At 60.6% G+C, this 21,191-nt stretch carries 17 protein-coding genes; 8 read left to right on the plus strand and 9 right to left on the minus strand.

Translation table 11 applies throughout. The features are described from left to right. Window positions 1-207: 207 nt before the first annotated feature. Complete coding sequence (locus tag GSQ93_RS31630) at window positions 208-1,683, minus strand: PLP-dependent aminotransferase family protein (RefSeq protein ID WP_158939923.1); 1,476 nt, start codon at window positions 1,681-1,683, stop codon at window positions 208-210. 219 nt (window positions 1,684-1,902) lie between these two features. Here GSQ93_RS31630 and GSQ93_RS31635 point away from each other — a divergent pair, with 219 nt between their 5' ends. Beyond that, window positions 1,903-2,625 (plus strand): GNAT family N-acetyltransferase, encoded by a 723-nt coding sequence (locus tag GSQ93_RS31635; RefSeq protein WP_158939885.1) that lies wholly within the window; start codon window positions 1,903-1,905, stop codon window positions 2,623-2,625. Window positions 2,626-2,911: 286 nt separating this feature from the next. Beyond that, a complete protein-coding gene (ggt, locus tag GSQ93_RS31640) occupies window positions 2,912-4,534 on the plus strand; it encodes a gamma-glutamyltransferase (protein ID WP_254074167.1) in 1,623 nt (540 codons plus the stop codon). Between the two features lie 104 nt (window positions 4,535-4,638). Here ggt and GSQ93_RS31645 read toward each other — a convergent pair whose 3' ends face one another. From GSQ93_RS31645 to GSQ93_RS31655, 3 genes are all read right to left on the minus strand, one after another. Next, window positions 4,639-5,949, minus strand: coding sequence for a UDP-N-acetylglucosamine 1-carboxyvinyltransferase (locus tag GSQ93_RS31645; RefSeq protein WP_158939887.1), 1,311 nt, complete (start codon window positions 5,947-5,949; stop codon window positions 4,639-4,641). 193 nt (window positions 5,950-6,142) lie between these two features. Further along, a complete protein-coding gene (locus GSQ93_RS31650) occupies window positions 6,143-6,883 on the minus strand; it encodes a hypothetical protein (RefSeq protein WP_158939888.1) in 741 nt (246 codons plus the stop codon). Between the two features lie 275 nt (window positions 6,884-7,158). After that, a complete protein-coding gene (locus GSQ93_RS31655; protein ID WP_158939889.1) occupies window positions 7,159-7,722 on the minus strand; it encodes a TetR/AcrR family transcriptional regulator in 564 nt (187 codons plus the stop codon). Window positions 7,723-7,850: 128 nt separating this feature from the next. Between GSQ93_RS31655 and GSQ93_RS31660 the strand changes: the two genes are divergently transcribed. Further along, on the plus strand, window positions 7,851-9,056 hold the full coding sequence (locus tag GSQ93_RS31660) for an MFS transporter (RefSeq protein WP_158939890.1): 1,206 nt from the start codon (window positions 7,851-7,853) through the stop codon (window positions 9,054-9,056). Window positions 9,057-9,120: 64 nt separating this feature from the next. Here GSQ93_RS31660 and GSQ93_RS31665 read toward each other — a convergent pair whose 3' ends face one another. Next, window positions 9,121-10,365 carry a nitrate/nitrite transporter gene (locus GSQ93_RS31665; protein ID WP_158939891.1) on the minus strand — a complete coding sequence of 415 codons (1,245 nt, stop codon included), beginning with the start codon at window positions 10,363-10,365 and terminating at the stop codon, window positions 9,121-9,123. A 4-nt stretch (window positions 10,366-10,369) separates the two neighbouring features. After that, a complete protein-coding gene (locus tag GSQ93_RS31670; protein ID WP_158939892.1) occupies window positions 10,370-11,323 on the minus strand; it encodes a helix-turn-helix domain-containing protein in 954 nt (317 codons plus the stop codon). A gap of 212 nt (window positions 11,324-11,535) precedes the next feature. Here GSQ93_RS31670 and GSQ93_RS31675 point away from each other — a divergent pair, with 212 nt between their 5' ends. After that, on the plus strand, window positions 11,536-12,429 hold the full coding sequence (locus tag GSQ93_RS31675; RefSeq protein ID WP_158939893.1) for an NAD(P)H-binding protein: 894 nt from the start codon (window positions 11,536-11,538) through the stop codon (window positions 12,427-12,429). Between the two features lie 217 nt (window positions 12,430-12,646). On the opposite strand, the gene GSQ93_RS31680 is transcribed toward GSQ93_RS31675, so the two are convergent. Continuing rightward, window positions 12,647-14,743 carry a pyridoxamine 5'-phosphate oxidase family protein gene (locus GSQ93_RS31680; protein WP_158939894.1) on the minus strand — a complete coding sequence of 699 codons (2,097 nt, stop codon included), beginning with the start codon at window positions 14,741-14,743 and terminating at the stop codon, window positions 12,647-12,649. A gap of 51 nt (window positions 14,744-14,794) precedes the next feature. Then, a complete protein-coding gene (locus GSQ93_RS31685) occupies window positions 14,795-15,445 on the minus strand; it encodes a glutathione S-transferase family protein (protein ID WP_158939895.1) in 651 nt (216 codons plus the stop codon). Window positions 15,446-15,559: 114 nt separating this feature from the next. Between GSQ93_RS31685 and GSQ93_RS31690 the strand changes: the two genes are divergently transcribed. Then, window positions 15,560-16,471, plus strand: a complete 912-nt coding sequence (locus tag GSQ93_RS31690) for a LysR family transcriptional regulator (protein WP_158939896.1) — start codon at window positions 15,560-15,562, stop codon at window positions 16,469-16,471. A gap of 66 nt (window positions 16,472-16,537) precedes the next feature. On the opposite strand, the gene GSQ93_RS31695 is transcribed toward GSQ93_RS31690, so the two are convergent. After that, complete coding sequence (locus GSQ93_RS31695; protein ID WP_158939897.1) at window positions 16,538-17,773, minus strand: acyl-CoA dehydrogenase family protein; 1,236 nt, start codon at window positions 17,771-17,773, stop codon at window positions 16,538-16,540. A 351-nt stretch (window positions 17,774-18,124) separates the two neighbouring features. Between GSQ93_RS31695 and sfnG the strand changes: the two genes are divergently transcribed. Genes sfnG through GSQ93_RS31710 form a run of 3 tightly spaced genes read left to right on the plus strand, consistent with a single transcriptional unit; the run spans window position 18,125 to window position 21,169 of the window. Continuing rightward, window positions 18,125-19,237: a dimethylsulfone monooxygenase SfnG gene (gene sfnG / locus GSQ93_RS31700; protein WP_158939898.1), complete on the plus strand. Its 1,113-nt coding sequence runs from the start codon at window positions 18,125-18,127 to the stop codon at window positions 19,235-19,237. 1 nt (window position 19,238) lies between these two features. Continuing rightward, complete coding sequence (locus GSQ93_RS31705; protein ID WP_158939899.1) at window positions 19,239-20,372, plus strand: AMP-binding protein; 1,134 nt, start codon at window positions 19,239-19,241, stop codon at window positions 20,370-20,372. Beyond that, window positions 20,372-21,169, plus strand: a complete 798-nt coding sequence (locus tag GSQ93_RS31710; RefSeq protein ID WP_158939900.1) for an ABC transporter ATP-binding protein — start codon at window positions 20,372-20,374, stop codon at window positions 21,167-21,169. Before GSQ93_RS31705 ends, GSQ93_RS31710 begins: the two co-directional genes overlap by 1 nt. Window positions 21,170-21,191: the final 22 nt, after the last annotated feature.

Here is a 21,191-nt window from a genome sequence, read left to right on the forward strand (position 1 = left end):
CGTTTCTTTGTCGCTAAGGACCAAGAAATGACGTGCCGCCACGCACAGTGGCTAACAGTGATAAAGAGAAAATCCGACTCACGCAGACCGCTAACGCCGAAAGCAGCAACCCGGCACCAACCCCGCCCCCTAACCCCAAAACCGACCACCCCAAAGCCCAAACCCCCGACCCCGTCCACCGGCGCGAGCGAAAAACCAATCCAATCGCTAGACCTTCACTCCCCGAACCAGCCTAGCCAGAAGCCTGACCAAAGGTTCGAACAACTCCGCGGAAGTATTCCCATACCCGAGCACGAGCCCGTTGTCCTCTGGCATGGGCTGCAGCGCAAAGCTGGATAGGGGAGCAGGCGCTATGCCATGCTTCCGGGCGGCATCGGCGATCTCGCGGTCCGGGTAACACGCCGGCAACCGTACCGTTAAGTGCAAGCCACAATACCCGCCTTCAATGACATGTGGCATCGGCAAATGCCGGGTCAGCGCTTCTCTCAACGCGTGCTGCCGGTCGCGGTACAAACGCCGCATGCGGCCCAAATGCCGGCTGAACTGGCCGCTCTCAATGAACTCGGCCAACGCGAGCTGTTCATAACGGTGACCGCCTCGCAGCATGTCGTCCAGCGGCGTGCGCATCTGCGCCACCAGGGTCTCGGGCAAGACCAGAAACCCCAGTCGTAACGACGGAAACATCGTCTTGCTAAACGTGCCCACATACAGCACGGGCGCCTGTGTCACCAAACCCTGCATGGCGCCAATAGGTTCGCCTGCGTGGCGGAATTCACTGTCGTAATCATCTTCGATAATCCACGTGCCATGACGTTGCGCGTTAGCAATCAGCTCAAGGCGCCGCGCGACGGTCAGCACCGCGCCCGCGGGATATTGATGCGAAGGCGTGGTGTAGATCAGCCGCGGCGGTTGTGACGTCCAAGCGTTTTCATCGGCGATGAGGCCATCGGCGTCCACGCGCATGGGCACCATGTGCAGGTCACCCGCGCGCATCGCGGCCTTTGCCCCCCGATAACCCGGATCTTCGATCCACGCCGTATCGCCGGCATTGGTCAGCAAGCGCACGCACAACGAAAGCGCTTCCTGTGCACCCTCGGTTATCACCACTTGAGCGGGATCACATCGCACGCCTCGCGCTATACCCAGATGCCGCGCAATGGACGCACGTAACGCCGGTTCCCCCGGAGGATCGCCATAACCCAGAGCCGATGGCCCCCCGTGGGTAATGGCACGGTCGATGGCCCGTCGCCACGCCGCCAGCGGGAAATGAGACAAGGCGGGGACACCCGGACGCAATGCAGCATTCCCCTCAGCCGACGGCGCGGCCGCCTGAATGCGCGTCAGCCGCTGCGCAGTGGCCGGCGCTACGGGCGCACCGCGCTTGCCTTGCAGCGGCGCCGGACGCGACAACGCCGCTACTCGCGTGCCCTGCCGGTCAGGTTGCACATACCCCTCTGCCGCTAGCAGGTCGTACGCGGCAGTCACCGTGTTACGAGAGATCGCCAGCGCCTCAGCCAGCGAACGTGAGCCCGGCAGGCGGCTTCCTGGCGCGAGGTGACCGCCGAGGATGGCTTCCTTGAATCGATGATGCAACTGACGTTGCATGGGCGCCGCGCCGGGCCCTCTGGCAAGCGGCACTTCAAGCAGGGTTTGCGGCACGGGCGATGAAGCGACGGTTGTCATGAGCGGAGTAACCGGAATAAGCAGCGTAAGCGGAATCAGCGCAATGAACGGAATGGAAAATTGCACGCTTGCAGGTGGTACCACGAGCGTGGAGCCATGAAAAATAGGGAATGTGGCACTTTTTAAGGTTCCATGATGCGCGTACGTTAGCACATGATTCGCCTACGTTTTTGCGTAAGCTCTGCTTTACGACCGCCCCATGCCGCCCGAGGAACCGTTATGCCCAGCACCTTGAATCAGTATCAGCAACCCGTTGGCGAGTCCATGCCTCACTGGACCGCGCGCGTGCACCCGCCGCGCAATCCCATCGAAGGGCAGTATTGCCGGCTGGAGCCGCTCGAACCGCACCACGCGGCCGACCTCTTCGCTGCCTTCAGCCAAGCTCCCGATGGCCGTGACTGGACCTACATGCCGGTAGGCCCTTTCGATGATGCAGCGAGTTATCTGGAGTATGTCGAACGTGCCGCGGTCAGTCCCGATCCCCAGCACTATGCGGTCATCGACCTGAAGAGGGGAACCGCGATCGGCACCCTGGCGCTCATGCGGATTGACCGGGCCAATGGGGTGATCGAAGTCGGCAACGTGGCGTTCTCGCCGCTGCTCAAACGCACGCCGATCTCGACGGAAGCCCAGTACCTCTTGATGAAACACGCATTCGATGTACTCGGCTACCGCCGCTACGAATGGAAGTGCGACGCGTTGAACGCGCCTTCGCGGCAAGCGGCGGCGCGGCTCGGTTTTCAGTTCGAAGGCATCTTCCGGCAGGCCGTGCTCTACAAGGGACGGACGCGGGATACCGCGTGGTTCTCGATCATCGACAGCGAATGGCCCACCGTGCGTGCCGCATTCGAACAATGGCTCGCGCCGGAAAACTTCGATGCCGAAGGCGGCCAGCGCAAGTCACTGAGTGACTTGCGCGCTCAACTATCCAAGGCAGCCTAGCCCCAAGTTTTTCTACTGCGGCTTTTGCGGGTTCCCGTTTGTAATCTTTGTTGGTATTGTGCGCGGTGACTGTGCGGCCCGGTTGAACGGGACGTCAGGTCACCGCTGTCCCAAGCATTGCTCGTTCGCCTCTCGCGTCTTTTCTGCTTTTACCTTTTACTCAGCAACGGACATTCAAACAATGAAATTCGATCGTCTTGCCCAGTCGCTTCTTGCGGCTGCGCTCGCCCTTTGCTATGCCGGCGCCCAGGCCGCTTCGCAAGCCCCGGTTGCCGCCGAGAATGGCATGGTCGTCACAGCCCAACATCTCGCCACGCGCATTGGCGTCGACGTGCTCAAGGACGGCGGCAACGCGGTCGATGCGGCCGTCGCTGTTGGCTATGCGCTGGCGGTGGTTTACCCGGCGGCCGGTAACATCGGCGGCGGCGGTTTCATGACGATCCAGCTCGCCGATGGCCGCAGGACCTTCCTCGATTTCCGCGAAAAAGCGCCGTTAGCCGCGACCGCGAACATGTACCTGGATAAGGACGGCAACGTGATCCCGGGCCTGAGCACGAAGGGCTATCTGGCGGTCGGCGTCCCGGGCACGGTGTCCGGTATGGAAATGGCATTGACGAAATACGGCACCATGAAGCGCGCCGATGTCATCGCTCCGGCAATCAAATATGCGCAAGAAGGATTCGTGCTCGACCAGGGCGACGTTGATATCCTCGGGACCGCGACGGATGACTTCAAGAAAGATCCGAACGGCTCTGGCGCGATTTTCCTGAATCACGGCGAGCCGTACCAGATTGGTCAGCGGCTTGTGCAAAAAGACCTGGCGAAGACCCTGCGCGAGATCAGCGCCAAGGGTCCCGACGGTTTCTATAAGGGCTGGGTCGGCGACGCGCTGGTCTCTTCCACGCAAGCCGGCAAGGGCATCATCACGCAGGCCGATCTCGACCAGTACAAGACGCGCGAACTCGCGCCGGTCGAGTGCGATTATCGCGGTTACCACGTGGTCTCGGCACCGCCTCCCAGCTCGGGCGGCGTCGCTATCTGCGAGATCATGAATATCCTCGAGGGCTATCCGATGCAAACCCTCGGCTTCCGTTCAGCCCAGGCCATGCAGTACCAGATCGAAGCCATGCGCCACGCTTATGTGGACCGCAACAGCTATCTGGGTGACCCCGACTTCGTGAAAAACCCGCTGGACCGTCTGCTCGACAAGAACTACGCGGCCAAGATCCGGGCGGCAATCGATCCGCATAAGGCGGGCGTGTCGCAGGAGATCAAGCCGGGCGTGGCGCCGCATGAAGGCACCAACACGACGCACTATTCGATCGTCGATAAATGGGGCAATGCGGTCTCGGTGACGTACACGCTGAACGACTGGTTCGGCTCGGGCGTGATGGCGAACAAGACGGGCGTGATGCTGAACGACGAGATGGATGACTTCACGTCGAAGATCGGTGTGCCCAACATGTATGGGTTGGTGCAGGGCGAGGCTAACGCGATTGGACCGGGACGGCGTCCGTTGTCGTCCATGAGCCCGACGATTGTCACGAAGGACGGCAAGACCGTGATGGTGGTGGGCACGCCGGGTGGCAGTCGCATCATTACCGCGACACTCCTGACCATGCTTAACGTGATCGACTACGGCATGAACATTCAGGAGGCTGTGGATGCCCCGCGCTTCCATCAGCAGTGGCTGCCGGAATCGACGAATCTCGAACGCTTCACGCTGAGCCCCGATACGCAGAAGATCCTCGAAGGATGGGGTCAGAAGTTCTCCGGGCCGCAGCCGTTCAACCACGTAGCGGCAATTCTGGTGGGCGCGCCTTCGCTGGGCGGCAAGCCGGTCGGCAAGAATCGTTTCTATGGCGCGAACGATCCGCGTCGTAACTCGGGACTCGCGCTCGGCTATTGATTTGATGCATGGAAAACCGTGCCGGCGGATGTTTGACTAACGCCGGCACGGTTGAAGCTTCAAGGCGTCGCGGCTACCGGCCGCGACGCGTTTCACCTCTTACTTCACTCGCTGCTGGTCCATTCCACGTCGGCTCCGACCGAGCGCAGGTTCTCCACGAAGCGCGGATGTGCGCGGCGGATCGGCAGTGCATTGATGATCTCCGAACGCCCCTTGATGCTCGCCGCGACCATCAGCAACGCAATCGCCACGCGAATGATGTACGGGCTCTCCACTTTCGCAGGACTCAAGGGCAGGCCGCCGAACGTGATCAGCCGATGCGGGTCCGATAGGAACACGTGCGCGCCGAACTTCGATAATTCGGTCGACCACCCCATGGCGCCGTCGTAGACCTTGTTCCAGAACATGGCGCTGCCTTCGGCTTTCACGCCGAGCGCAATGAAGATGGGCAGCAGATCGACTGGCAAATACGGCCAGGGCGCGGCTTCCACCTTCGTGAGAATGTTCTGCGTGAACGGCCGGCGCACGCGCAATGGACCGTCCTGGAACGCGCGCGACCAGCCGTCTTTATGCTCCACGTTCACACCGAACTTCGCGAAGGTCCGATCGATTAGCGGAAACTGGTCGGGTGCGGTATTTCTCACCGCGATGTCGCCGCCGGTGATCGCCCCAAGCGCGAGGAAGGTCGCGATTTCGTGGAAGTCCTCGCTGAAACGAAACTCGCCGCCACTGAGTTTGCGGCCGCCCGTGACGCTCAAACGCGACGTGCCAATGCCATCGATGGGTACGCCAAGCAGCGCGAGGAAGCGGCAAAACTCCTGCACATGCGGTTCCGATGCCGCGTTGACCAGCGTCGAGGTGCCGTCCGCCGTTGCCGCGCAAAGTGCGAAGTTTTCGGTGGTGGTGACTGAGGCATAGTCCAGCCAGTGATGATTCGCGGTCATCTGCCTGGCAGTCGAAGGGGTGCGCACGATAAGCGAGTCGGTCGTGCGTTCGACCTGCGCGCCAAAACGTTCGAATACCTCTACGTGCGGATCGATTTCGCGAACCCCAAGCGTGCAGCCCTTGACGTCGTTTTCCAGTCGGGCCACGCCGAAACGTGCGAGCAAAGGCGGCACGAGCATGATGGAAGAACGCATCTCCTCGGGCAAATGATGCGCGACGGGGTCGAAGGTCGTTGCGTGATGATGCAGGTCGAGGATGCCGGTGGAAAAGTCCATCGACACGTTGCTGCCGAGCGTACGGAAAATCTCGAGGATCTTCTTGACGTCGGTGATTTCAGGTACGCCGATAAGACGGAGGGGTTGATCGGTCAGCAGTGTGGCGCAAAGGATGGGGAGGACAGCGTTTTTATTGGCGGACGGTGTGATCTCCCCGCGTAGGGGGACACCGCCATGCACGATCAGATTCGACATGTTCGCAAGAGGCTCGTGGAAGAAGCGAGGGGACAATGATGCCACCGTGTGATGCGCAGGGGCCAGAGATGTTGAGGCTAATTTTGCGTGGCGTCAGGGGGTCGTATCAGCTACGCAACGTGAGATGGATTCGACGAACCGTGGTAAGCGTACGCAAATGCAGTGGGCGCTGAGTCACGCATTGAGCGATGGCTTAACCCGGCTTCACCAGATTCCGCCGTTCATGCCGATTACGCAGCAGACCGGCCCCCACCGCGCCGACAACCAGCGACGCATAGAGCATCAGGAGATCCCGACGCCAGTCATCCAGCTCGATCCGATGCGCGGCGAGTTTCGGATCAGGGGCCGGGAGGGGGGCATTAGCCGCCTCCACTATCCGCGTCATGTGCATGAAGCCGGCCGCCGACAGCAGCGGCAAACCAATGAGCAAGGCGATCAACGCAGGCTTACAACGGCGCATGAATTCGTAGTGGCGAAAACGAAGCCAGAGTCCGAGGCAACCATGTACCCAGCCCGGCGCGAGCAGCGCAAGTTGCAAGCCCTGTGTGCCACTCGAAATCAGGGCGATCACTATTTTTTCGTAGTCCGGTTCGAAGCCGTAGAGCGAGGCGGCGAGGCGGGTTCCCACTGCATGGCGGATCAGCAGGAGAGGCAGGCTGAGTCCTGCCCAGAGACGAATCCATTCGGTGACGGGCAGTACCCAGTGGCGGCGCCCGTAGAGCGTGCGCAAGGCCAGCGAAAAATGGAGCGCGGCCGAGCCATAGAGCAGGATCGTACCGGGGGTGCTGTGCCAGAGCTTGATGGCAAGTATCAGACCGCGTCCTGCCAGATCCAGCGACCAGATGCCGAGCGCATGATTGACCAGATGGAGGAACAAATAGGTCAGCAGCACCACGCCTGACGCAAGCTGCAGATGACGCGAAATCGGTTGCATCTCCATTCCTCTTGACGTCGAACGTGTGCGGTATGTTGTTCTCAATCGTCATTTCGTGCGCAACCGTGTCCATGAGACCTGACAACAAGACCGTCGGCATGCTGGGTTTATTCCCCGTGAACGGGTTCTGGAACAAATCGAGCTTGCCCTATGCGCTCCGATAGGACGATTTCAAGTACAAAACATGAGTTATGGTCGGCATACCTAAGTAGATACTTTTCATTAGATACCCGATGCCGGAAGCCTGAAACAACGAGCTACGCTCCTCACGGCGCTTACCGGCCCGTGGTCAGCAACGTCGCCATGCGGCTGCGGGCAAACGTAGGGTCGATCGGGGCATCGTCGAATAGCAGGCGATAGATAAGCGGCGCGACGACGCCATCCATCACGTTATTGATGTCGGGCGGCGTTTCGCCTCGCTCGATAGCCCGGTCCAGGATCATCCGGATCTGCGAGCGCGTGATGGCCGCGCACTGGCAGGCGGGGCTGCGGGTATCGTTGCTTGCCAGTACATCGCGCGTCATGGCGCGACCGGGCGCCGACGACATCTCTTCCTGATATCCCTGCGCCCACGTTTCCAGATCGCTGCGCAGCGAGCCCGTGTCGGCCGGGCCGTTATCCGGATGAAAACGCTGCAGGGCGACATCGGCGAGAAGGGTTGGTAAATCGCCCCAGCGACGGTAGATGGTGGACGGTGTCACCCCGGCGCGCGCCGCGACTTGCGGCACCGTCAGTTCCTCGCGTGGCATGTCTTCCAGCAACGTCTTGACCGCCTGATGCACGGACTCCTGCACCCGAGCACTCCGTCCGCCGGGTCGCAACCCTTCTCTTGCTGCCATTGCCGTCTATCTCCGCCTTGCTCGTTCGTATCGATGAAACTCGTTAAAGCTAAAAAGTTGCATTAACGAAAAACAACGCGCACAATTCGCTAAAGCAATTATTTTGCGTTTATTTTCCGGAGTGTGCAATGGTCTTCGATGCCGTCCCGCGTTTTAGCCGTGACAGGACACGTTACGCGCTGCCGCTTTATGCGTTGACCTCGGCAATGTTCTTTGCCGCGTCGAGTGCGCCGACACCGCTTTACCGGTTGTATCAGGAGGCATGGGGGTTCTCGTCGGCGACGCTGACGCTGGTGTTCAGCGTCTACGCGTTCAGCCTGTTGGTCGCGCTGCTGACGACCGGGTCACTCTCCGACCACATTGGCCGGCGTCCGGCGATTATCGGTAGCGTAGTGCTCGAGGTCGTGGCGATGCTGATTTTCGCCGATGCCCACAGCGTCGGAGTACTGATAATGGCGCGTGTCCTTCAGGGCTTTGCAACCGGTACGGCCACAAGCGCGCTGGGCGCAGCCATTCTCGATGCCAGTCGTACGCGCGCATCGCTGGTCAATACGCTTTCGCCGCTGCTGGGCATGGGAGTGGGCGCGCTTGGCACGAGCATGCTGGTCGACTATGCGCCCGCGCCCATGCAGAGCGTCTACTTCTTGCTGATCGCGGTGTTCATGCTTCAGGCCGTGGGCGTGTGGATGTTGCCGGAGACGGTCAGCCGCAGCCCGGGCACGCTGGCTTCGCTGGTGCCGCGCGTGCGTGTGCCTCGGGCGGCGCGAGCGGCCATGTTGCGCATTGCACCGGTCAACGTCGCGGTGTGGGCGCTGGGCGGGTTCTATCTGTCGTTGGGGCCGACGCTTGCGCGCGCTGTGACGGGCGACAACGACGTCATGACGGGCGGTTGGGTCGTGTTTGCATTAACAGGTGGCGGACTGGTCGCTGTACTGCTGTTGCGCGCAATGAGCACGCCCCGGTTGCTGATGACGGGTGCGATCGTGCTTGCAGCCGGATTGCTGGTGACCCTGACCGGCGTGCACGCGGGCAATGCGGGAATCTTTTTCACCGGCACCGTTCTGGCCGGCATGGGCTTTGGCTCGGCGTTTCAAGGCGCATTGCGCTCGGTCTTGCCGCTGGCTGAAGCGCACGAACGCGCGGGGCTGATGGCAGCGTTCTACGTGCTGAGTTATCTGGCGTTCAGCGTGCCGGCGATTGTTGCAGGGACGATGGCCCATGTCGTTGGATTGCGTCTGACCACCGACGTGTACGGCATGACGCTAGTGACCTTGGCGGGGATGACCGTTATTGCCAGCGGATGGGGAAGGGGACGGCGCATGGTTGGCGGGTGAGGGTACGCTTGCTGGCAGAACGGTCGCTGCAAAATCCCGCTGCCAAAGAAACGCACCCGAACCGTCACTTGCGCGCCGCTCCCGGGCTAAACCAATAAGCGAGCGCACCAACGGCGAGCGGCACCGACGTCACGACAAACAACCTCGAGTAGAGGTCCGCACTCGATACACCCGTCATGCGCGCTTCCTCTGCGATCAAGCCAAAGACGCTGCTTGCCAGCGCCACGCCTAAAAACACGAGGCTGTTGAGCAGGCCTAGTCCGAGCCCCAACTTGCCCGGCGCAATGATCGCCCGCGCCTGCGACATGACCAGCGGATGAATGCAGCCGACCGACAACAACAGGCAGATAGCGGCAACGCTTAGGATCGGGCTTCGCTGCGGCATTGCCGCGAGCAAGAGTGCCGCCAGAACGCCGCCCGCCTGCCAGAAGAGAGACAAGGACTTGGGAGACCACTGCCGCACCAGAAACGGGATGCAAAACGATGCGCCTATGCCCGCGATACTCATGACGGTCATCGCATTGCCGCGCGCCATCACGTCGAAGCCAAATACGTCGGCCAGATACGGTCCGCCCCAGGACGTGCGAAATGTTCCGCCCACCGACATCGCCAGGCAAATCGGCATCAACGTCCACAAGTCGCTCGTGCGAGCGGGGGCTATCGTCTTTCCTCCGGACGATGGTTGCAATCGCCGGGCGTCATGCAAAGATTCTTCGTCTCGCCGGCGCACGAAGAAAACAACGCCGAGCGTTGCCAGCAGCATCAGCATGGCCGACAACGCCATGACCGGTCGCCAGCCGAAATTCGCCGTGCCCCAGCTTAGCGGGAACGCCGCGAGCAGTCCCCCCGACATGCCAATCGCGCTGGCGGTGGTGATCGAGCGCACATCGCGTGGCCCCGCACCATGACGCAGAACGTGATTGAGCAGTCCCATGAAGACCGGCGCGCAACCGATTCCAATTCCCGCCTGCGCGATGATGGCGAGACGCGGGTCGGTCGTAACCGACACAATCCCGGCGCTCACTGTTCCCACGCTCATCAGGACTGCTGTGGGAAAACGCACGCCGTACCGGTCGAACATGAATCCAACCGGAATTTGCGCTGCGGCAAAGACGAGGAAAAACGCGCCGGAGAACCAGCCGAACAACTGCGGAGTGAAATGAAAATCCCCGATGAGCTGTGTCGAAATCACGGCTACATAGCTGCGGAAAAACTGGCTTAGTACGTAGCTGAATGTCAGCGCCCACAGACCGTAATCGGTTGAATGCCTGGTTGCGGGATTAAGCCGGGTGCCTGAAATATCGGTCATCGACTCAACGTGAAAGCAGTTTCTTATGTGTCGTATTTGCTGTGCTCGCCAGAGCCAGCCCAGCGAGTTGAATCGTCTGCCCACTGTCCTTCACGATCTCGCGCGGCGTAAGTCCAAGCAGCCGGTTCATCCAGTGCGCCATGTGGCTCTGATGGGAAAAGCCCGTTTCCAGCGCCACCTGACTGGTACTGAGCTTGCCCTGCAACAGCAACGCCTTCGCACGTTCGACGCGGCGCTGCACGACGTATCGATGCACCGGCACACCGAGCGTCTCGCGAAACAGCACCTTGAAATGCGGCACGCTAAGTTGGGCCAACGCGGCGAGTTCGTCAAGCGTCAGGCGCTGATCCAGATTGCTTTCGATAAAGTCAGTCACTCGCGTAGCCGTTCTCGGCGCTAACGTACGCCGACGGCCTTCGAGCGTGGCGATGGCCCCGCTGGCGCCACTGTTGGCCAGTCGGACCACCATCGCTGTGCAGAGGCTTTCTGCAAAGAGCGGATCGGACGCGTCGCCCGCTTCGAGTTCCGCCTGCAGCGCCCATGCCAGGTGCTGAAAGCGCGGATCGCGCATCTGCAGTTGTGGACGGATCTCCGCCTCGCCTGATTTCAATTCAAGTTGCTCGAGCGTCTTGAGCGTGAATGACTCACTGATCCAGATGCTGAGGATCGTACAGTCCGATTCGTCGGTCCATTGCCCTTCGAGTCCCGCGGGGATCACGTCGGCGTCGCCATGCGCTTGAACACGTGCATAGCGTCGTTGTTCGCACAGGCAGCGCGCCATCACCGGGGGCCCAACATGCACGCCAACGCGATGATGCGGCATGGCCGGAATCTTGTGCGTGCCCGCCGAAATACCCAGCAGTGCGGCACCGAAGCCGCTCCAGCCTCGGCCGCTGCTGGAGCGCAAATTGACGCGTGAGCCCGAAAGCGGCATGGGCAATGGTGTCACGGCATTCATGGCAGGTCCCGGCAGAGGTCGGCAAGCGAGCATTGTGCTGGGTTTTTCGGCAGTTTGCTCGATGTCCTTACGGGACGGCGTGGTGAGCCGAACCGTCTTGCGGCAGTGCCACAAAACAATCATCCGTATCTGCGCATGCTGATCTTTCCCTGCGCGCCCGGAACCGTCAACCTCCCTACGATAACGACATCCAGTCCAACAAGGAGTTGAATGTGTTCGTGATCTTTGGAGCATCGGGCAAAGTAGGGCGTGTGAGCGCTGCATCGCTTCGCAACGCGGGTCATGCAGTCAGGGCTGTGGTCCGAAACGAGGCTCAGGGAGAACAGCTTGCGCGGATAGGCTGCGAGATCGTGCTTGCCGATCTGACGAACCCGGCGTCGGTCGCGAGAGCAATAGAGGGAGCCGATGCAGTGCAGATACTGTGTCCGGTCCCAGTTGGCGACGCACATCCCGGCAGCACGATGCATCGCATGATTGAAGTGGCCACCGATGCGTTGCGCGCTAATCCACCCGCTCATGTACTCGCGCTCTCCGACTATGGTGCGGAACTGGACCACGGCACGGGCATCACCTTGCTCTTTCATGCCCTTGAAAAGCAGTTGCAAACAGCGGTTCAAAACCTGACATTGTTGCGCGCGGCGGAACATATGCAGAACTGGGCACGCGTGATTCCTGTCGCGCTGGCAACGAGGAAGTTGCCGAGCCTGCATCATCCGTTGAGCAAGCGTTTTCCAACGGTGGCGGCTCAGGACGTGGGGCTGCTGGCGGCAGAACTGATCGTTGGCGAGTCGCGTGGGAGCGGATTCCGTGTCGTCAGTATTGAAGGTCCGCGTCGAATGTCAGCGCTCGATCTCGCTCGCGCATTGAGCGAGGTGAGCAAGCGTGAAATCAGCGCACATGAAGTGCCCCGCAACGAATGGCCGGCCATGCTGGAGCGCGCCGGCCTTGGCGCGGACCATGCACAGCTTATTATCGATCTCTACGAAACGCACAACGCCGGCCGCATCGACGTGGAAGAAGGAATAGGCGAGCGGCGGTTCGGGACGACCGAATTCACCGAGGTCCTGGCTTCGATGCTGCCAGATGCCGCAGTGGTGGCTAGTTAAATGCGCCGCTCGACACAGCAGAAAACGGCGCACTCCGCGCGTTCGCCAGAGGGTTCCGCAATTCGTGCACGCCGCACTAAGCGTGCGTGGCTTGCGATCATCATTGGCCTTGCGGGAGTGGTGGGCGGCTATCGGTTCAAGCGCATGTTAAACGCTCTGCCCGATAGCAACGATGACTTTATTTTCTTCTGATTATCTAAAGCCGTCTATGCCACTTTCACAGATCCAGTACGACGGCCGACGCTTCGCCCGAACCCATCCTCGCGGGTATGGCGCTGCATATCAACGCGTGACCCGCCGGGATCTCGCCTTCGCATGGAATGGGGTATGTCACGTCTCCTGACAGCACGCGTGTCGCACAGGTGCCGCACACTCCGGACCGGCAATTCGATGCAACCGATACCCCGTTCGCCTCTGCAAAATCGAGCAAACTTCCGTCTTCCGGCGCCCACTGCGCGTCGCGATGCGTACGCATGAACACGACCTTCGAGGACCGCTGGGGGTCACGAGGCGCAACAGGCTCCGCCACCGTCAGCGCCGGCACAGCGGTTTGAGTCCGCTTGACACTCGCCGGTCCAAACGCCTCGAAGCGAATCCGGTCGTCCGCAATGTTGAGTGAACGCAAGCCGCTGTACATATCCTGCATGAACGCGCCGGGACCGCACAGGTAAAAGTCGTAATCGCCGAACGGCAACACGCTCTTGAGATACGCAATATCAACCCGTCCGGCGGATGACTTCGCTCCGTCGAGCACATCAGCGTGGCTCTCGCGGAACTGCACCGAGAGATGCGAGTGTGCTTGTTCAGCAGCCTTGAGTTCGTCAGCGAACGGATGGTCTTCGGACCGGCGAGCACCATGGATAAAATGAATATGCTCAGGCTGCGGCTTCCCGCTCGTGTCGGTGAGCAAGCTGTTCAACATGGCGACCATGGGCGTGATGCCAATGCCGGCAGACACCAGGACCACCGAGCGGCCATTCGTGCGATCAAGGACGAACGCCCCGCCTGGTGTCTTGGCCTCGATCTCGATTCCTGCCTCGGCATTGTCATGCAACCACGTCGACGCAGCACCCTCGCGCTTGACTGTGATCCGATAGAACTGGCCTTGGTGAGCATCGGAGAGGGTATAGGTTCTGATCAACGGTGCTGCGAGCCCGGCAACGTGCAACCGGATTGGCAGGAACTGGCCGGGTTCGTAAGCAGGCAGCGTCGATCCGTCAGCCGCTTGAAAATAGAATGACCGCACGCTGGGCGCTTCGTCGATAACCTTGGCGACCTTCAGCTTGCGCCATGCGTTCGTGACCACTTGCTTAATCTCCGGCGCTTTCCAGCTACCCAGCTTCGCAAGTTGCGGCGCGTACTGCACGCCCGACCAGCGCATGGGCAACGCGCGCGACGTGCGACGCACCTCACGCACATGCCAGCGGATCAAGCGCTCGGCGCCATCGAATGATTCGAGTTCCGAGCCTTCCCAAATGATCTCGGCATCGACCGCCAGGTACAGCAGATCGCCGCTGTCGAAGTCGATTACGAGCAACCCGGCACGCGGATCGTGCATCAGGTTGCCGATAGTATTGAAGAACAGATTGCCGCTGAAATCGGGCGTGGTCAGCGTGTTGTCATCGTCGATGCGGATAAATCCCGGCTTGCCGCCACGATGCGATACGTCGGCTCCACGTCCCATCCCTGCCTCGGTCGATGTGTTCGCGCTGGCCACGAAGAACGTATCCGCCCGTGCAAGCAGCGCCCGGTCAGCATCGTTCAGACGATTTGAAACAACCGGCTGCTGCGGCTCTTCTGCTACATCAAATTCGACAGGCGTACGGCTTTGGATGTATTTCGAGCAGTTGCCGAAGCTCTGGCTGACGGCAATGGTGATTGCGTGATCGTCGATGGCGGTAATCACACCGTTCACACGATTGCGCCGACGCGTAGCGGGCTGAATGCCGAGTCCACCCAAGACCGCTCCGACTTGCCACGTACGGGCAAGCGGATCGCCTGCCAGACTTCGGCCGGCTATACGCAAAGTGTGTTCATCCGGCGTCGAAATAAAACCCGGCGCGCCGACCCGCAGCGTGGCCCACGGTTGCCCGGTTTCATCGACTCCACCGAGCACCATGAACGGCTGTTCCGCAAAGAACCGGCGATGCTGCTCGGGCATGTAGTCGCGGATCCCGCGACGCGCGTCAACATCCATTCGTTCGCGCACCCCCGCACGTTCCTGCGCGGCAAGTTCACCGGCATGGAACGGCGATTCCACCGCACGCCAGCCTGAAGGCGGCGCGGCAACAGCAGCAGGTGCAAGAGCGGACATGATGTTCTCGGTATCAAAGAGAAACGTGTGATGGTTGAAGTGCTGCGTGTGTTACGTGGCCTCGGCGAGCAGACCGGCCTTGGTCGCGGGCATTGGTACAAAACGCGGCAGCGCTTCAACGCGCTTCAGCCATGCGCGCAAATGCGGGAACGGTTCGAGCGAGATGCCGCCTTCAGGCGCATGGGCAATGTACGAATAAGCCGCAATATCTGCGATGGTCGGCGTCTGCCCGACCGCAAACGGCTTGTCGCGAAACTCGGGATCGATGATCGCGAACAGATCCTCGGCCATCTTCTTCGCTGTCGCGTAGTCCTTCGGTGCACCGAACACGGTGACCAGCCGCGCGGCACAGGGGCCGTACGCAATCTTTCCCGCCGCCAGCGACAACCAGCGTTGCACCGCAGCCGCGCCTACGGGATCTTCCGGCAGCCACGACGGCTCGCCGTATTTGCGCGCGAGATAAACCAGAATCGCGTTGGAATCGCTCAGGACAACGTCGCCATCTTCGATCACCGGCACTTCGCCGAACGGATTGAGTGCCAGATGCGCCGGCTTGCGGTTATCGCCGGCTTTCATGTTGAGTTCGATCGTTGTGAAAGGCAGATCGAGCAGCGTCAGGAAAAGCTTCGCCCGATGCCCGTGTCCGGACAACAGGGTGGTGTGGAGGCGTATGGGCTGAAGGGGCTTGGGCAGTGTGGGCATGATGGACTCTGAGAGGGTTGAATCAATGTTCCGATAGAGTCAGGATAGTGCGCCGTATTGGGTATGAGAAGACGGATAATGACGGTTATACAATCCTCTTAAAGTGGACAATCCATGACGAGCCTGAGCGCTGTTAACCTTAACCGGCTGGTGGTTTTCGCGGCGGTGGTCGAGGCGGGTTCGCTGACGGCCGCAGCCGACCGTCTCGGGATCGCGAAGACCATGGTCAGTACGCACATGCAACGTCTGGAGGCGGAAGTTGGGGCGACCCTGCTCATGCGCACCACGCGCCGGGTCAGCGTGACGGAGGCGGGCAAGACGTTCTACGAAGCGAGCCGGCAGATCCTGAGCGCGACCGAAGAGGCAATTTCGGCACTGGCGCAGGAGTCGGGCGTGCTGCGAGGAACGCTGCGCGTCGCCACGCCTATCGACTACGGAGCGAGTGTGATTGCGCCCATGCTCGTCGCGCTGCAGCAACGCCATCCGGAACTCAAAGTTGAGTTGGTGTCAGCTGATCGTCAAGTGGATCTGGTCGCAGAAGCGGTCGATGTCGCGATCCGGCTTGGGCGGCTGGCGGATTCGAGTCATCGCGCGGTGAAGATCGGCGGCTTCGTCAAATGGCTCGTTGCGAGTCCCGGTTTTGTGGCCCAGTGGGGCAAGCCGACCACACTCGAAGCGGTCGCGAAATTGCCGTTTGTCGGCATGTCCGCTTTGCAGAAGCCGCTGGTTGCGCCGCTTGAAAGCACGCGCGGCGGGAAGCGGACTGTGCGCTTCAGTGGAGGATTTCTCGCCGACACCGCGCCTACCTGTCGCGCAGCAACATTGGCCGGCGGCGGCGTGGCTTACCTGACGAATTTCTCGATTGGGGAGGACGTTGAAGCGGGACGGCTCGTGCGCTTGTTGCCGGCGTGGTCATCGCCGCCCGCGGGCATTCACGCTATCTTTCCTTCGGCACGATATCCGGTGCCGAAGGTGCGTGTATTTATCGATGCGCTGAAGGCTCATCTGGAGATGAATGGCGGGTAGGCCGATACACCGTGTGCCGGGTGTGCTCGCTCGCGCATTTTCGCAAGCGCTCTAGCGCTCTAGCGCTTACACCGCTCCCGGTCCTGCGCCGATCTGCCAGACGTAGATGGGTTCCTTCTGGTTGATCGACCAGTCGCCAACGAGTTTGGACTTGTACACGATCGGGTTGTGCGACGAGACCGCGCGTGCATTGCGCCAATGGCGATCAAGCGCTTTGCCGCCGCCAATGGCCGATGCACCCAGCGCATCGAACAGATGGGTCGAAGCGCGCAACGCAAGTTCCGTCGCAACGATCTGTCCTTTCGCCGACTCAATTTCGGCCTCTATATTGAAGTGTTTTTCTGCATCGATGTCATCGGCAAAATGCGCTTCATAGGCCCGTTGCGCCGGTTCCGTTGCGCGCAACGCGATCGCCTCTGCGGCATACGCCCACGCCGCAATTTCGCCAACCACTTGTTGAATCTGGACGTCCTGGCTGACATGCGGCGCGTTGCCGTGGCTATAGATGCGCTTGCGCGCACGCACCTCGGCCGCGGCGTCGAGTTCAGCCGCCCGGGCGATGCCGGCCAGCGTCGCCAGATGGAACAGTTGATAGAACGCGGTCTGATATTTAAAGCGCCGCGCGAAGTCGACAATATGACCCGGCTCGACCACCGCGTCCTTGAACACCGTGGTGCCGCTGCCCGTGGTGCGCTGACCGAAACCATCCCAGTCGTCGCTTAACGTCACGCCCGGCTGCTTCGCGGCCACCGCGACAATCACGTCGCTGCCGTCTTCAGCACGCTGTGCATAGACATCGATCCAGTCCGCGAAAATGCTGCCCGTGCTGTAGTACTTCTCGCCGTTCAAGACCCAGCGGTCACCTTGCTTCGCTACTCGGGTGTTGACGCTACCGAGCGCGACATTGCCAACTTCTGTCCATGCATTGCCAAACAGGTCGCCGCGTACAAAGCGCGCGAACCACTGGTCGCGTTTCGGGCTGGCGGGTGCATTGACGACGTCCTCGACGAAAGCGAAGTGGCCACGCAATGCCTGCGGCAGATTCGAATCGGCGGCACCGAGTTCGATCAGCAAGCGGAACAGTTGTTTGACGGAGACGCCCGCACCGCCATGCGATACGGGCACGCGTAGTGCGCCGAAGCCCGCTTGCTTGAGTTCCACGATCTGATCATAAGGCAAGGTTCTCAACTGGTCGCGCTCGACCGCGCCTGCAGCAATGCGTTCAAAAATAGGCCTGAAGCGGCTGGCGACACTTTCGTAATCGGCTCCAACCGATAGCGCGACAGGCGGCAGTTGTGTCATGTCGAAAATCCTTGGGTGCTAGTAAAAGCGAGTTGAGGGCAAGCTGGCGCAAGCGCGCAGGTTTCTCAATCTAGCCCATCGAATCCACCCGCGTTAGATCGTTTTCCGCAATGTTTATCGGCCTGGTACGCATCTCGGTCGCAGCCCAACATCATTGCGCCGATACCACTGTTTCAACGTCGCGTTCCGGCGCTGCTGCTTATCTAAGCCGGCCACCGCACATATACATAGCTGAATAAATTGCTTGGGCGGCTGCGGCTGGCTGAAATAGATTCTGGATCCGTGAGTCGAATTTGCAGCAACGATGCAGGACATCAGTGCATCGGTATGCTAATTAATAAGGAGATTGTCATGAGCGAGAGGCAGAACGAGAATCAGGACGCACTAAAGTTCGCCTATTGGGTGCCCAATGTCAGCGGCGGCCTGGTAGTCAGCACGATTGAGCAGCGCACCGACTGGAGCGTCGAATATAACCAGAAGCTTGCACAGACCGCAGAGAAAGCGGGCTTCGAATACGCGCTCAGCCAGATTCGCTTTACAGCGGGCTATGGCGCGGACAATCAACACGAGTCGGTGTCGTTTAGTCAGGCGTTGCTGCACGCAACCACCAAGCTAAAAGTACTCGCCGCAATCTTGCCGGGACCGTGGAGTCCGGCGGTGGTGGCAAAGCAGTTGGCGACCATCGATCATATCTCCAAGGGACGGATTGGGATCAACGTAGTAAGCGGTTGGTTCAAAGGCGAATTTACGGCAATCGGCGAGCCGTGGCTCGAACATGACGAACGTTACCGCCGGTCGCATGAATTCATTGAAGCGCTCAAGGGCATCTGGACCCAGGACAATTTTACGTTCCGAGGCGATTTTTATCGATTCAACAACTACACGCTCAGCCCGAAGCCGATACAAAAACCGCACCCGGAAATCTTCCAGGGCGGCAGCTCGCGCGCAGCCCGCGACAATGCCGCAAGCGTCTCGGACTGGTATTTCACAAACGGCAATACGCCCGAGAATCTCAAGCTGCAAATTGACGATATCCAGGCGAAGGCCGCCGTCAATAAGCACAAGGTGCGCATTGGCGTGAATGCATTTGTGATCGCCCGCGATACGGAGGAAGAAGCTCAGGCGGTGCTCGCTGACATCATCAAGCATGCACATGTGGAAGCGGTTCATGCATTCGGCGACGCCGCGAAGCAGGCCGGCAGTGCGTCGCCTGAAGGCGAGGGCAACTGGGCCAAATCGACATTCGAAGACCTGGTGCAATACAACGACGGTTTCCGTACCAACCTGATCGGCACGCCACGCCAGATTGCCGAGCGGATCGTGGAGCTTAAGTCGGTAGGCGTGGATCTGGTGCTGGCCGGATTTCTGCACTTCATCGAAGAGGTCGAGTATTTCGGGCAACGCGTGTTGCCGCTCGTGCGTGAGCTTGAAGAGGCAGCGCAACTCGAAGCAAAGGCTGCGTGACATGGGTGCGCAGCAGTCGGAGCTCCCGGACACTTTGCCCGCATGGCTCGCCAAGCAGGCGAGGCACAGCCCCAACGGGATCGCGTTGAGGCATAAGCGGCTGGGCCAATGGGAGCAGCTAAGCTGGCACACGCTGGCCGAGAAGGTCGAGGCACTCGCGGCTGGCCTGGCGGCGCACGATTTCGGTGCGGGCGATGCGCTGCTGCTCGTTAGCCAGCCGCGCGAAGAGGCGCTGTGTTTGTCGCTCGCTGCGCAATGGCGGGGAGGCGTTGCGGTGCCGGTCGAGCCGTCCGTATCGGATCAAACGCTGGGCCGGATCGTGCGGCACCTGACGCCGCTTTTTACCTTCGCCGATGATGACCAGCAGGTCGACCGCCTGCTTGCATTGTCTCAGTGGGTGATAGACGCGAATCCGCGTGGTTTGCGTCCGCATCCGAATGCGGATGTGATTGAGTACAGCACGTTAGCGTCGCCGGGCAAGGACGCCAAAGCCAGCGCGCGACCCGATCATGACGCGTTTATCTTCTATCGCGATGACGCCGGGCACGGCATCGAAGAGCAGCGCATCACTCATGCAACGCTGATTCGCGAGGCGCGTCTGGTCGCGGCAAAGGAACATCTGGATCCGGCCGACGATGCGTTCGCGGCCCGCGCATTTGCAACATCGGCGCAGGCGCGTTATCTCGTTGCGCCGTGGCTCCTGACCGGTTTCCGCCTGAATTTTCCCGAATCGCTGGAGACGCGCGATAACGATCGGCGTGAACTCGCGCCCACCCTGGTTGCAGGAACGAGAGAAACCTATGGCCGCGTTGCACGGCTTGTCGATGCAAGGTTGCCTGGCGCGCATTCGGTCCGGCGCCGCTTGCTTGATCGTTTGGGCGACGAACGCTCTTCCTGGTTTCTGCGCACGGTTGCATGGTGGCTGGTCGCGCGGCCGTTGCGCGAGGTGATCGGCTTCAGGCGAACCCATGCCGCATTGGTTGCCGGCGCCGCGCTGGACGACGATGCAGCACGTCTTTTCAAAGCGTTGCGAATCGATGTCCGCACTTGGCCGGACGAGGGTCAATGGCAGCGTTTGACCGAGCATGTTCCGTCCGCTCAGGAAGCAGCCGACGTGCAAGGACAACCTGCGTGATGTCGCAAGAACAGGCTTTAACTTCCGCCTCGCAAGCCCTGCTTTCACTCGACCGGATTTCGTTATCGTTCGGCGGTGTCAAGGCCATCACTGACATCAGCTTCGACGTCCATCGAGGCGAGATCTGCGCGTTGATCGGCCCGAACGGCGCAGGCAAGAGTTCGCTGCTTAACGTGATCAACGGCGTCTACCGGCCGCAGCAGGGTACCGTGCGTTTCGATGGCACGGAAAGCCGCCGCATGAGTCCGCATGACGCGGCGCATCGTGGAATTGCGCGCACGTTTCAAAACATCGCGTTGTTCCGACGCATGAGCGTGCTTGACAACGTATTGACAGGGCGCAATCTGCATCGCGGCAGCACATGGGTCGAGCAAACCTTTCGAGTTGGCCGGGCTCAACGCGACGAAGCAAGACAACGTCGCTACGCCGAGATCGTGATCGAAGCGTTGGATCTGCAACGCGTGCGGCATAGCGTTGTCGGCACGCTGTCGTATGGCGTTCAGAAACGCGTGGAACTTGCGCGTGCATTGGCTGCCGAGCCGCGTTTGCTGTTACTCGATGAACCGATGGCCGGTATGAACGCCGACGAGAAACGCGCGATGGCGGGTTTCATCGTCGATGCCAACGAGCAATTCGGCGTGACGGTCGTACTGATCGAGCATGACATAGGCGTGGTGATGGATCTCTCCGATCACATTGTCGTGCTCGACTACGGAAAGAAGATTGCGGACGGGATACCCGCCGATGTGCGTGTCGATCCCGCCGTGCTGGCGGCTTATCTGGGCACGCGTCACTGACCTTGCCGATATCGCTTATTTC

It is taken from the genome of Burkholderia sp. S171, from assembly GCF_009766085.1.
Lineage (GTDB): Bacteria > Pseudomonadota > Gammaproteobacteria > Burkholderiales > Burkholderiaceae > Caballeronia.

Bases quoted from the DNA above. Each gene is read 5' to 3' on its own strand.
- GSQ93_RS31665 (WP_158939891.1), bottom strand. From the start codon at position 10,365: ATGACCGATATTTCAGGCACCCGGCTTAATCCCGCAACCAGGCATTCA.
- ggt (WP_254074167.1), top strand. From the start codon at position 2,912: ATGGTCGTCACAGCCCAACATCTCGCCACGCGCATTGGCGTCGACGTG.
- GSQ93_RS31655 (WP_158939889.1), bottom strand. From the start codon at position 7,722: ATGGCAGCAAGAGAAGGGTTGCGACCCGGCGGACGGAGTGCTCGGGTG.
- GSQ93_RS31635 (WP_158939885.1), top strand. From the start codon at position 1,903: ATGCCCAGCACCTTGAATCAGTATCAGCAACCCGTTGGCGAGTCCATG.
- GSQ93_RS31645 (WP_158939887.1), bottom strand. From the start codon at position 5,949: ATGTCGAATCTGATCGTGCATGGCGGTGTCCCCCTACGCGGGGAGATC.
- GSQ93_RS31690 (WP_158939896.1), top strand. From the start codon at position 15,560: ATGACGAGCCTGAGCGCTGTTAACCTTAACCGGCTGGTGGTTTTCGCG.
- GSQ93_RS31710 (WP_158939900.1), top strand. From the start codon at position 20,372: ATGTCGCAAGAACAGGCTTTAACTTCCGCCTCGCAAGCCCTGCTTTCA.
- sfnG (WP_158939898.1), top strand. From the start codon at position 18,125: ATGAGCGAGAGGCAGAACGAGAATCAGGACGCACTAAAGTTCGCCTAT.
- GSQ93_RS31705 (WP_158939899.1), top strand. From the start codon at position 19,239: ATGGGTGCGCAGCAGTCGGAGCTCCCGGACACTTTGCCCGCATGGCTC.
- GSQ93_RS31695 (WP_158939897.1), bottom strand. From the start codon at position 17,773: ATGACACAACTGCCGCCTGTCGCGCTATCGGTTGGAGCCGATTACGAA.
- GSQ93_RS31630 (WP_158939923.1), bottom strand. From the start codon at position 1,683: ATGACAACCGTCGCTTCATCGCCCGTGCCGCAAACCCTGCTTGAAGTG.
- GSQ93_RS31650 (WP_158939888.1), bottom strand. From the start codon at position 6,883: ATGCAACCGATTTCGCGTCATCTGCAGCTTGCGTCAGGCGTGGTGCTG.
- GSQ93_RS31685 (WP_158939895.1), bottom strand. From the start codon at position 15,445: ATGCCCACACTGCCCAAGCCCCTTCAGCCCATACGCCTCCACACCACC.
- GSQ93_RS31660 (WP_158939890.1), top strand. From the start codon at position 7,851: ATGGTCTTCGATGCCGTCCCGCGTTTTAGCCGTGACAGGACACGTTAC.
- GSQ93_RS31680 (WP_158939894.1), bottom strand. From the start codon at position 14,743: ATGTCCGCTCTTGCACCTGCTGCTGTTGCCGCGCCGCCTTCAGGCTGG.
- GSQ93_RS31670 (WP_158939892.1), bottom strand. From the start codon at position 11,323: ATGAATGCCGTGACACCATTGCCCATGCCGCTTTCGGGCTCACGCGTC.